Genomic DNA, 11,583 nt, shown 5'->3' on the forward strand with positions numbered 1-11,583 from the left:
ATGACGTTCTGGAGTATTTTACGCCAGCGATGCTGGGGACTTATTCTGGTGGTTATCGGTGTTTGCGTAATCACCTTTATTATTTCACACCTGATACCTGGCGACCCCGCGCGGCTGCTGGCGGGTGACCGTGCCAGCGATGAAATTGTCGAAAATATTCGCCAACAGCTGGGGCTGAATCAACCGCTGTATGTCCAGTTTTTTCGCTATGTCAGCGATATTTTTCACGGCGATTTAGGCACCTCCATTCGCACCGGGCGTCCGGTACTGGATGAGCTGCGCATTTTCTTCCCCGCGACCCTTGAATTGGCTTTCTGTTCTTTGTTGCTGGCGCTGGTGATAGGTATCCCGCTGGGTATTTTATCTGCGGTCTGGCGTAACCGCTGGCTTGATCACCTTGTTCGGCTAATGGCAATTACCGGTATCTCCACGCCTGCATTCTGGCTGGGGCTGGGGGTTATCGTGCTGTTTTACGGTCATCTGCAAATTTTACCAGGCGGTGGGCGTTTAGACGACTGGCTGGATCCACCTGCTCACGTCACCGGTTTCTACCTGATTGATGCTCTGCTGGAAGGCAACGGCGAAGTCTTTTTCAATGCGCTTCAGCACCTGATTTTGCCATCGCTGACATTGGCTTTTGTACATCTTGGGATCGTTGCCCGTCAGATTCGTTCCGCCATGCTGGAGCAACTGAGTGAAGATTACATACGTACCGCCCGCGCCAGCGGGCTCCCGGGCTGGTACATCGTGCTGTGCTATGCATTGCCTAACGCACTTATCCCATCAATCACCGTCCTCGGCCTGGCGCTAGGCGATCTGCTCTACGGTGCGGTATTGACCGAAACGGTCTTTGCCTGGCCTGGCATGGGCGCCTGGGTGGTGACCTCAATTCAGGCACTCGACTTCCCGGCAGTAATGGGATTTGCGGTGGTGGTCTCGTTTGCCTATGTGCTGGTCAACCTGGTGGTGGATTTACTCTATCTGTGGGTAGACCCTCGAATTGGACGTGGAGGTGCTGAATGATGCTCACTCAAGAAACACCGACCGCCCCTCAGACTGCACGCCGCCGCACGGACTGGGCCAAACTGTTCTGGATGATGAAAAGTAGCCCGCTGACGCTGGTTGGCGGGGTCATTATCGTATTGATACTGCTGCTGATGGTGCTGTCGCCGTGGATAACACCCCACGATCCGAATGCCATCAATTTGAGTGCGCGCCTGCTGCCCCCATCAGCCGCTCACTGGTTTGGAACCGATGAAGTCGGTCGCGATCTGTTCAGCCGCGTCCTGGTAGGAAGTCAGCAATCTGTCGTTGCGGGTCTGGTGGTAGTGGGTATCGCCGGGGGATTGGGCTCACTGCTGGGTTGCTTATCGGGTGTCATGGGCGGGCGTGCCGACGCGATAATTATGCGGATGATGGACATTATGCTGTCCATCCCTTCGCTGGTGCTGACGATGGCGTTGGCCGCCGCGCTGGGCCCCAGCCTGTTTAACGCCATGCTGGCGATTGCAATCGTCCGTATCCCTTTCTATGTACGCCTCGCCCGTGGCCAGACGTTAGTGGTGCGCCAGTTTACTTATGTACAGGCTGCCCGGACCTACGGCGCTTCACGCTGGCATCTGATTAGCTGGCACATTTTACGCAATTCTCTGCCGCCGCTCATTGTGCAGGCATCACTGGATATCGGCAGTGCGATCCTGATGGCCGCCACACTCGGGTTTATCGGTCTGGGCGCGCAGCAGCCCAGCGCTGAATGGGGTGCGATGGTCGCAATTGGCCGCAATTACGTGCTTGATCAGTGGTGGTATTGTGCTTTTCCCGGCGCCGCCATTCTGATTACCGCCGTGGGCTTTAATCTCTTTGGCGATGGTATTCGCGATCTGCTGGATCCGAAAGCCGGAGGAAAACAGTCATGACACAACCCGTACTGGAAATCGAAGATTTGCATCTGAGTTTCCCCGGCTATAAAGCTGACGTGCATGCGCTGAACCATGTATCACTGCACATCAACCGCGGAGAAATTGTTGGTGTGGTGGGTGAATCCGGTTCCGGTAAGTCCGTGACCGCCATGCTCACCATGCGTCTGCTACCGGAGGGAAGCTATCGTATTCACCAGGGACGCGTTTCGCTGCTGGGTGAAGATGTGCTCAACGCCAGTGAGAAACAAATGCGCCAATGGCGCGGCGCACGCGTCGCGATGATCTTTCAGGAGCCCATGACGGCACTGAATCCGACCCGTCGTATCGGCCAGCAAATGGTGGAGGTGATCCGCCATCATCAGGCGTTAAGCCGAACGGATGCCCGCCAGAAAGCTGTTGCTCTACTCGAAGAGATGCAAATCCCGGACGCGCCGGAGGTCATGAAACGATTTCCGTTTGAGCTTTCCGGCGGTATGCGCCAACGCGTGATGATTGCGCTGGCCTTTTCGTGCGAGCCGGAGCTCATCATTGCCGATGAACCGACCACTGCTCTGGACGTCACGGTGCAACTGCAGGTGCTGCGTTTGCTGAAGTTAAAAGCGCGCGCCAGCGGAACAGCGGTGTTATTTATCAGCCATGATATGGCGGTGGTTTCACAGTTATGCGACCGGTTGTATGTCATGTATGCCGGGAGCGTGATTGAGAGTGGCCCGACGCAAACCGTTATTCAACGTCCGACGCACCCCTATTCCATTGGCTTGCTGAAATGTGCACCGGAACACGGCGAACCGCGCGCATTGCTGCCCGCCATTCCCGGCACCGTGCCGAACCTAACCTGCTTACCTGCCGGATGCGCGTTTCGCGAACGCTGCTTTGCCGCTGGTCCTCGTTGTGAAGAGATGCCTGCGTTAAGTAGTCAGGGAGGCGCGGATCAACAATCTGCCTGCTGGTATCCGCAACTGGAGACAACACATGTCTGATTTTTTACTGACGCTGCAGGATGTTCATGTCAACTTTCCTGCGCGTAAAAACTGGCTTGGCAAGGTTACGGAACGGGTGCATGCGCTCAACGGTCTGGATTTACAGATTCGCCAGGGTGAAACGCTGGGGATTGTTGGCGAATCCGGCTGTGGAAAAAGTACGCTGGCGCAACTGCTGATGGGCATGTTGAAACCCAGCCAGGGAAGCTATTCTCGCCGTGGTGAAAAACAGCATAACGGTATGCAAATGGTCTTTCAGGACCCTCTTTCATCGCTGGATCCGCGCTTACCGGTGTGGCGGATAATTACCGAACCGGTGTGGATCCAAAAACGGAGCCCGGAGCGTGAACGACGCATGCTTGCCGAGGATTTGGCACGGCAGGTGGGGATTCGTCCTGAATATCTCGACCGCTTGCCGCACGCGTTTTCCGGTGGACAGCGCCAACGTATTGCTATTGCCCGGGCGCTATCGTCAGAGCCGGATGTTATCGTCCTTGATGAGCCAACTTCAGCACTGGATATCTCCGTGCAGGCGCAAATTCTCAACCTGCTGGTGTCGCTACAGGCGCGTAGAAACCTGACCTACGTATTGATATCGCATAACGTGTCGGTGGTCCGCCATATGAGCGACCGTGTGGCGGTGATGTATCTCGGGCAAATTGTTGAGCTGGGCGATGCCCAACAGGTTCTCACTCACCCCGCCCATCCGTACACACGATTATTGCTGGACTCGGTCCCTAAAACGGGCGCACCGCTGGCGGAAGATTTGGTGTTACGTAAGACTGAGCTACCGGGAAACCGAACGTTGCCCCAGGGCTGCTTTTTCCGTGACAGATGTCCATTGGCAACCCACGGTTGTGAGAAAAAACAGGCATTGCTGAAGGGTGATACCGGCTGTGACGTTCGCTGCTGGCGGGCGGTTACATGACCAGAGCCGTTGAGAAAAGTCAGGTGCGATACGCCTTTTTCAGTGAATCCACCAGCACCTCGGAAGCGGTAGATAATTTATGATGCGCCGAACGCAAAACCCCGATCCGACGCTGGATCACCGGCGTATCCAGATCGATACAGGTTGCGCCTAACTCTGTCATTTGCGTGCGGCATAGTGCAGGTACGGCGCTACCGCCCAAACCGTTAGCCACCAGGCGGCCAACGGTTACCAACTGGTGGCTCTCCAGCGCCACTTCCAGCGTATGTCCGCTTTGCACCAGTTGTTCTTCCAGCATCAGCCGCACGGCGGACGGGCGTTGCAGGGTGATAAAATCCAGCGTCAGCAGTTCGCGCCACGCAATACGATCCCTGTCTGCCAGTCGACAGGTTGGCGGCACAATCGCGATAAAACGATCCACACCGAGCGGCGTGAAATGCAGATGTCCCGAATAGTCCGGCTCGAAGGCTATGCCCATCTCGACCCGCCCTTCACTGACCATTTCAATCACGTGTTCATTGATCACATCATGAACCGTTACGTTGATACCGGAATAAGAATCACGAAATGTTTTCAGTACCGATGGCAGGACGTTAGCGGCAAATGAGGGCATGGCGGCGATCGATATTTTACCGCGCTGCAGCGTAAAGCGCTGGCGCATGGCTTCTTCCGTATTCTCCCAGTCCGCCAGCAGCTGTCGCCCCATATTCAGCAGCGTTTCTCCCTCCTGCGTCAGGGTCACTTTGCGGGTCGTTCTTAACAGTAACGCCCCACCCAGCGAATCCTCCAGTCCTTTAATCGCCAGGCTTAACGCGGGTTGCGACATATTCAGTCTTTCGCTGGCATGAGCAAAATTCAGAGTGTGAGCTACCGCTAAAAACGCGCGTAACTGTTTGATGCTCATTCCCATTTCGCATTCCTTTAACTTGTTGAATACCTTTAATTAACATTAAATTGATAAAAAAACCCAATGAGTGAGTCACAAATTTAAAATTAACAAATCATTTTTCACCCCCAATGATGTCGGCAAGGACAACTTGGGAGGCAAGTGTATGGCTGGACTGGATAAACGTGTTGCCACTTATCAAGAGGCGCTGGAGGGACTGACCGACAACATGACGCTGCTGGCGGGCGGTTTTGGTTTATGTGGGATCCCTGAAAACCTGATTACCGAAGTCCGCCGTCGGGAGGTTCAGGGACTTACCGTTGTGTCTAACAACTGTGGTGTGGATGGCTTTGGTCTTGGCGTGCTGCTGGAAACGCGTCAGGTGCGCAAAGTGGTCGCGTCCTATGTAGGGGAAAACGCCCTGTTTGAGAAACAGGTGCTTAGCGGCGAACTGGAAGCCATCCTGACGCCGCAGGGTACGCTGGCAGAGCAGTTGCGCGCGGGCGGCGCGGGGATCCCTGCATTTTTTACCGCGACCGGATATGGAACTCCCGTGGCGGAAGGTAAAGAGGTTCGCGAGTTTGCCGGACGCCCTTACATTCTTGAGCAGGCGATAACCGGCGATTTTGCATTGGTTAAAGGCTGGAAAGCCGACTGGTACGGCAACGTCATCTATCGCCACACCGCACAGAACTTTAATCCGCTGATGGCCGCCGCCGGGCGCATTACCGTCGTGGAAGTTGAAGAGATTGTCCCTCCCGGAGAACTGGACCCTGCGGCGATTCACACTCCCGGAATTTTCGTTAACCGCATTATTCAGGGGCAGTTTGAAAAACGTATTGAACAACGCACCCTGCGCCAGAAAGGAGCCTGACCATGTTAACGCGTGAACAAATGGCGATGCGCGTCGCCCGCGAGCTGCGCGACGGTTATTACGTCAACCTTGGGATCGGTATTCCCACGCTGGTGGCAAATTACATCCCTGATGGCATGGACGTGATGCTGCAATCAGAAAACGGTTTGCTGGGTATGGGCCCGTTTCCCACAGAAGACGAAATTGATGCCGACATGATCAACGCCGGGAAACAGACAGTGACGGCGCGCAAAGGCGCGGCGATTTTCGACTCAGCGCAATCCTTCGCCATGATCCGCGGCGGCCACGTTGATCTGACGGTGCTCGGTGCGTTTGAAGTCGATGTTAACGGCAATATCGCCTCTTGGATGATCCCCGGAAAAATGGTGAAAGGCATGGGCGGCGCGATGGACCTGGTTGCCGGAGCCGACAATATCATCGTGGTAATGACCCATGCTTCCAAAAGCGGTGAGTCGAAACTGCTTTCCGCCTGCACCCTGCCGCTGACCGGTGTGGCCTGCATCAAACGCGTGCTTACCGACCTGGCTCTGCTGGAAATTGCCAACGGTGCATTCATTCTGCGTGAACGTGCACCGGGCATCAGCGTGGATGAGATTGTCGCCAGAACCGCCGGTAATCTCATCGTTCCCGAAAATGTCCCAGAAATGCAATTTAGCTGAGGAGCTGACCATGCAGGATGTTGTCATTGTCGCGGCAACGCGCACCCCGATTGGCAGTTTTCATGGCGCGCTGGCACCACTTTCCGCGGTTGAGCTTGGTTCAGTGGTGATCCGTTCGCTGCTGGAAAAAACGGCTGTGGAACCCGAGCAAATTGATGAGGTGATCTTAGGTCAGGTTCTGGCCGCGGGCTGCGGTCAGAATCCGGCCAGACAAACGGCGTTACGCGCAGGTCTGCCAGTCACCACGCCCGCGCTAACCATTAATCTGGTGTGTGGTTCGGGTCTGAAGGCGGTGCATCAGGCGGTACAGGCGATTCGCTGTGGCGATGCGCAAATCGTGATTGCCGGAGGCCAGGAGAGCATGAGTAATGCGCCCTATTTTCTCGACGGGGCGCGGGCCGGTCTGCGGTTGGGTCATGCCAGCATGAAAGACAGCGTGGTGCATGACGGTCTGTGGGATGCGTTCAACGACTATCACATGGGAATTACTGCCGAAAATCTGGCGGATAAGTTTGTTATCAGCCGTGAGCAGCAGGATGCTTTTGCCCTGCGCTCCCAGCAAAAAGCCGCCGCCGCCATTGAAGCGGGTCGTTTTAGCGCGGAAATCACGCCGGTTAGCGTCCCGCAGGGCAAAAAACCGCCACGTGTGGTGGATCGTGACGAACAGCCTCGCCCGGATACTCAGGCCGACAAGCTGGCGCAACTTAAACCAGCATTTCGTCCAGGTAACGGTACGGTGACCGCCGGAAATGCCTCATCCATCAATGATGGTGCCGCCGCGGTGATGTTGATGAGCGCAGCCAAAGCCGCAGAACTCAATTTGCCGGTGCTTGCCCGGGTGGCAGGCTACGCGGTTTCTGGCGTCGATCCCGCCATTATGGGGATTGGGCCGGTAGAAGCATCACTCCAGTGCCTGAAACGTGCTGGCTGGACGCTGAATGACGTGGATCTTATCGAAGCCAACGAAGCATTTGCCGCACAAGCGCTGGCGGTTGGCGAATCCCTGAACTGGGACAGCAACCGGGTGAACGTGAACGGCGGCGCAATTGCTCTAGGGCACCCGATTGGCGCATCAGGTTGCCGGATTCTGGTAACACTGCTGCACGAAATGGCTCGCAGCAACGCCGCAAAAGGGCTGGCTACGTTGTGCGTGGGCGGCGGTCAAGGTGTGGCGCTGGCAGTAGAGCGTTCACAGGAGGTATCTCATGCATAGTAAACCTATCTGCGTCCTGGGGGCGGGTTTAATGGGCGTCGGCATTGCTACCCACTTCGCCCGTTATGGTCACGATGTCTGGTTATACGATACCGATAGCAGCCGAATTGCAGAAATAAGCGGAGTTGCCGGCGGTATCCTGGATGAGCTGATAGCCACCGACCAATTTGCCATTGGTGAAAAAACGACGGTCGTGTCTCGCCTGCACGGCACGACCTCGCTACAGGATATTGCCGCATGCCGGTTACTGATTGAAGCGATCCCGGAGCGGCTCGAACTCAAACATGCACTGTATGCCCAACTGGAAGAGCTGATCGCGCCGGAGGCCGTTATTGCCAGTAACACCAGCGGCCTGCCGCCGGATGCACTGGCGGAAAAGCTCGCCCATCCTGAACGGTTGCTGATAGCCCATTTCTGGCACCCGCCTCATTTTATTCCGCTGGTCGAAATTGTGCCTGGCACCGCAACGAAGCCGGAATATCTCCATGAATTACAACAAATGCTGATCGCGATGCAACTTGAGGCGGTGGTGCTCGACCGCGCTGCCCCAGGGTTTGTCGGCAACCGACTACAGTTTGCCCTGCTACGCGAAGCGCTACATATCGTTAAAAGCGGCATCGCCAGCGCAGAAGTGGTTGATCAGGTGATGCGCGCCTCGCTCGGACGTCGCTATGCAATGGTCGGTCCGCTGGAGGCTGCTGATATGACCGGGCTTTCTACGGTGCAGGACATTTGTCGGCATCTGCTTCCGGAACTGGCAACCGGCAGCGACATGATGTCGCTGGTCGCTGACAAGGTTGCCAACGGTGATACCGGTTTACGCAGCGGTCAGGGATTTTATCGCTGGGATGATTCGCGCAAGGAGTACATCCAGCAACGCAGAGAGCATCAGCTGCGTTTTGCCCTGAAACCATAACGTCTCTTTCTGTACCCCAATATAATAATAAGGAGTCATGATGAGTGTATTAATCGCCCTGGCAGCGCTGGGCCTGCTGATGCTGGCAGCCTATCGCGGATACAGCGTCATTCTGTTTGCCCCCATCGCGGCATTAGGTGCTGTATTGCTTACCGAACCCAGCGCCGTCGGCCCTGCCTTCACCGGCCTGTTTATGGAAAAAATGGTCGGTTTTGTGAAGCTGTACTTCCCGGTGTTCCTGCTGGGGGCAGTGTTTGGCAAGTTAATCGAGTTATCTGGATTTTCACGTTCCATTGTTGCCGCCGCTATCAACATCCTCGGTCGTCGTCATGCCATCCCGGTGATTGTGCTGGTATGTGCGCTGTTGACCTACGGCGGCGTATCGCTGTTTGTGGTGGCCTTTGCGGTGTATCCGTTCGCGGCTGAACTGTTCCGTCAGAGCAATATTCCTAAACGCCTGATCCCGGCAACCGTTGCGCTGGGTGCCTTCTCCTTCACCATGGATGCCCTGCCAGGCACACCGCAGATCCAGAACATTATTCCGACCAGTTTCTTCGGTACCAACGCCTGGGCCGCGCCGTGGCTGGGTTTGATAGGTTCCGTATTTATCATCGTTGTTGGTCTGGTTTATCTCGAACGTCAGCGTCGTAAAGCACAGGCTAAGAATGAGGGTTATGGCACTGAACTGTTAAACGAGCCGGAAACGCCGGATAACATTAATCTGCCGAACCCGATCATCGCGATCTCTCCGCTGATCCTGGTTGGGGTATTTAACCTGCTGTTTACCCGCTGGATCCCACAATGGTATGGCGCCACGCATCAACTGGAGCTTCCGGGTCTCGCCAAGCCGATTACCACCGAAGTCGGTAAAATCACCGCTATCTGGGCAGTGGAAGCGGCGCTGATTTCTGGGATCCTGCTGGTGGTGCTCTTCGGCTACCGCAACATAAAAGGTCGCCTGGCGGAAGGCAGCAGAACGGCGGTTGGCGGCGCGATCCTCGCGGCGATGAACACCGCGTCAGAGTACGGTTTTGGCGCAGTGATCGCCGCCCTGCCAGGTTTCCTTGTACTGTCAAAAGCACTGGCGGCTATTCCTGACCCGCTGCTCAATGAAGCTATCAGTATCACTACGCTCGCCGGGATCACCGGTTCGGCGTCTGGCGGGATGAGTATTGCCCTTGCCGCCATGTCTGACACCTTTATCGCGGCTGCTCACGCTGCCAATATCCCACTTGAAGTCTTCCACCGTGTGGCGTCTATGGCCAGCGGCGGTATGGACACCCTGCCGCATAACGGCGCGGTCATTACCTTATTGGCTATCACCGGTCTCAGCCATCGTCAGGCGTATGGCGGAATTTTCGCTATTACCGTCATTAAAAGTCTGGCCGTACTGTTTGTCATCGGCGTCTTCTACACTACCGGAATTGTTTAAGGAGAATCATCATGAACTTAACGGGAAAAACCGCTCTGGTTACCGGCTCGACCAGCGGTATCGGATTAGGTATCGCACAGGTGCTGGCGCAAGCGGGCGCTACCCTGATCCTTAACGGGTTTGGTGATGTGGATGCCGCCAAAGACGCTGTTGCGCAATATGGCAAAACGCCAGGTTATCATGGCGCGGATCTGAGCGATGAAGCGCAAATTGCCGACATGATGCGCTATGCCGAGAGCGAATTCGGCGGTGTTGATATTCTGGTCAACAATGCGGGGATCCAGCATGTATCCCCGGTGGAAACCTTCCCGATTGATAAATGGAACGCGATTATCGCTATTAATCTCTCTTCCGTTTTTCACACCACGCGTCTGGCGCTTCCTGGTATGCGCGCGCGAAACTGGGGGCGCATCATTAATATCGCTTCTGTTCACGGCCTGGTGGCTTCAAAAGAGAAATCTGCCTACGTAGCGGCGAAGCACGGCGTGGTGGGATTCACCAAGACTATCGCACTGGAAACCGCGCAGACGGGTGTCACCTGTAATGCACTGTGTCCCGGCTGGGTGCTCACGCCGCTGGTTCAGCAACAGATCGATAAGCGTATTGCCGAAGGCGCAGAGCCTGAGGCTGCGCGTGACGCCCTGCTGGCGGAAAAGCAGCCGTCGCGTGAATTCGTTACCCCAAAGCAGTTAGGGAATCTTGCGTTATTCTTATGTTCAGACGGTGCGGCACAGGTGCGCGGCGCGGCGTGGAATATGGATGGCGGTTGGGTAGCGCAATAACATCATCAGGTGCCGGATAAGACTGACTTACATCCGGCACAGTCGTAGGCCGGATAAGACGCAGTCGCATCCGGCACGCCACGATTAAGACTTCAGCTGATAATCCAGCGTAATTTCCGCGTTCAGTACCTGCGATACCGGGCATCCGGCTTTTGCTTTCTGGATGATGCCGTCAAACGTGGCGGCGTCTATCCCCGGCACGCTCACCTGGCTATGCAACGCGACTTTAGTGATCGCAAACCCGGCATCTACTTTATCCAGAGAAACATCGGCAGTGGTATCAATGGCATCTGGGGTAAACCCCGCTTCGCCCAGCATCAGCGAAAGCGCCATCGAGAAACAGGCTGCATGGGCCGCGCCAATCAATTCTTCAGGATTGGTGCCTTTCTCACCTTCAAACCGTGTATTAAACCCATACGGTTGCTGATTCAACACGCCACTTTCGGTCGACACAGTGCCTTTGCCGCGCTTAATGTCGCCTTCCCAGTGTGCCTGACCTTTCTTATGGATAGTCATTACCGCTCTCCTGTGTTGTCGTCGGAGTTACTAGTATAGGACGCCCGGGAAAAAGCATGTTACATACGGGATAGTTCTCATTTGCCGCTTAAGCATTGACCTTTCAGATAAAATGACCGACCATCCAGAAAGCCGTTATGTTGAACATCGGCTTTATATCAGGTTGTATTTCGTCCGTTCTCGTACGGGCTCGCCCTTGAAACCAGTAACAGGATTAAGGAGTTAGAATGAAATCGAACCGTCAGGCCCGTCATATTCTCGGACTGGACCACAAAATCTCAAATCAACGTAAAATCGTGACCGAAGGTGACAAAACCAACGTGGTCAATAATCCTACTGGAAGAAAGCGCCGCACTGACGGCAAGTAGCCTTTCGCACGTCTGACTGAGTAACGAGATAAACACCATTGCAACCGCAGTGGTGTTTTTGCTTATAAAACCCCTTAACCCATTCACAATGCTTTATACTTCGCCCGTTT

Annotated in this window: 13 protein-coding genes; 11 read left to right on the top strand and 2 right to left on the bottom strand. The window is 55.3% G+C overall.

What is annotated here, in order from left to right; translation table 11 throughout:
• From OGX94_RS06570 to OGX94_RS06585, 4 genes are read left to right on the top strand one after another with little or no spacing between them, the layout of a single operon-like run.
• Window positions 1–1,023 carry an ABC transporter permease gene (locus OGX94_RS06570; RefSeq protein WP_003020008.1) on the top strand — a complete coding sequence of 341 codons (1,023 nt, stop codon included), beginning with the start codon at window positions 1–3 and terminating at the stop codon, window positions 1,021–1,023.
• On the top strand, window positions 1,020–1,916 hold the full coding sequence (gene ddpC / locus OGX94_RS06575) for a D,D-dipeptide ABC transporter permease (RefSeq protein WP_003832993.1): 897 nt from the start codon (window positions 1,020–1,022) through the stop codon (window positions 1,914–1,916). The genes OGX94_RS06570 and ddpC overlap by 4 nt, the downstream gene beginning before the upstream one ends.
• Entirely contained in the window at window positions 1,913–2,899 is a 987-nt protein-coding gene (locus OGX94_RS06580; RefSeq protein ID WP_003832994.1) for an ABC transporter ATP-binding protein, read from the top strand. Before ddpC ends, OGX94_RS06580 begins: the two co-directional genes overlap by 4 nt.
• Window positions 2,892–3,827 carry an ABC transporter ATP-binding protein gene (locus OGX94_RS06585; protein ID WP_218667428.1) on the top strand — a complete coding sequence of 312 codons (936 nt, stop codon included), beginning with the start codon at window positions 2,892–2,894 and terminating at the stop codon, window positions 3,825–3,827. The genes OGX94_RS06580 and OGX94_RS06585 overlap by 8 nt, the downstream gene beginning before the upstream one ends.
• A gap of 19 nt (window positions 3,828–3,846) precedes the next feature.
• Here the strand turns inward: OGX94_RS06585 and OGX94_RS06590 are convergent, their stop codons facing one another.
• The gene (locus OGX94_RS06590) at window positions 3,847–4,737 is read right to left on the bottom strand and encodes a LysR family transcriptional regulator (protein ID WP_003020016.1); all 891 of its coding nucleotides are present in this window, start codon (window positions 4,735–4,737) and stop codon (window positions 3,847–3,849) included.
• A gap of 142 nt (window positions 4,738–4,879) precedes the next feature.
• Here OGX94_RS06590 and OGX94_RS06595 point away from each other — a divergent pair, with 142 nt between their 5' ends.
• From OGX94_RS06595 to OGX94_RS06620, 6 genes are read left to right on the top strand one after another with little or no spacing between them, the layout of a single operon-like run.
• A complete protein-coding gene (locus OGX94_RS06595) occupies window positions 4,880–5,587 on the top strand; it encodes a CoA transferase subunit A (RefSeq protein ID WP_003020020.1) in 708 nt (235 codons plus the stop codon).
• Window positions 5,588–5,589: 2 nt separating this feature from the next.
• Window positions 5,590–6,246 (top strand): CoA transferase subunit B, encoded by a 657-nt coding sequence (locus OGX94_RS06600; RefSeq protein WP_257661978.1) that lies wholly within the window; start codon window positions 5,590–5,592, stop codon window positions 6,244–6,246.
• 10 nt (window positions 6,247–6,256) lie between these two features.
• Window positions 6,257–7,459, top strand: coding sequence for an acetyl-CoA C-acetyltransferase (locus OGX94_RS06605; protein WP_126957191.1), 1,203 nt, complete (start codon window positions 6,257–6,259; stop codon window positions 7,457–7,459).
• Window positions 7,452–8,375: a 3-hydroxyacyl-CoA dehydrogenase family protein gene (locus tag OGX94_RS06610; protein WP_003833002.1), complete on the top strand. Its 924-nt coding sequence runs from the start codon at window positions 7,452–7,454 to the stop codon at window positions 8,373–8,375. The genes OGX94_RS06605 and OGX94_RS06610 overlap by 8 nt, the downstream gene beginning before the upstream one ends.
• Before the next feature lie 37 nt (window positions 8,376–8,412).
• Window positions 8,413–9,807: a GntP family permease gene (locus tag OGX94_RS06615; RefSeq protein ID WP_196776256.1), complete on the top strand. Its 1,395-nt coding sequence runs from the start codon at window positions 8,413–8,415 to the stop codon at window positions 9,805–9,807.
• Between the two features lie 11 nt (window positions 9,808–9,818).
• Window positions 9,819–10,589 (top strand): 3-hydroxybutyrate dehydrogenase, encoded by a 771-nt coding sequence (locus OGX94_RS06620; RefSeq protein WP_257661977.1) that lies wholly within the window; start codon window positions 9,819–9,821, stop codon window positions 10,587–10,589.
• An 84-nt stretch (window positions 10,590–10,673) separates the two neighbouring features.
• Here OGX94_RS06620 and osmC read toward each other — a convergent pair whose 3' ends face one another.
• Entirely contained in the window at window positions 10,674–11,105 is a 432-nt protein-coding gene (osmC, locus tag OGX94_RS06625; RefSeq protein ID WP_003833007.1) for a peroxiredoxin OsmC, read from the bottom strand.
• Window positions 11,106–11,332: 227 nt separating this feature from the next.
• Here osmC and sra point away from each other — a divergent pair, with 227 nt between their 5' ends.
• Complete coding sequence (gene sra / locus OGX94_RS06630; protein WP_003833009.1) at window positions 11,333–11,473, top strand: stationary-phase-induced ribosome-associated protein; 141 nt, start codon at window positions 11,333–11,335, stop codon at window positions 11,471–11,473.
• Window positions 11,474–11,583 lie beyond the last annotated feature (110 nt).

Origin of the sequence: Citrobacter sp. Cpo037 (genome assembly GCF_030332945.1) — a bacterium.
GTDB classification, from domain to species: domain Bacteria; phylum Pseudomonadota; class Gammaproteobacteria; order Enterobacterales; family Enterobacteriaceae; genus Citrobacter; species Citrobacter portucalensis.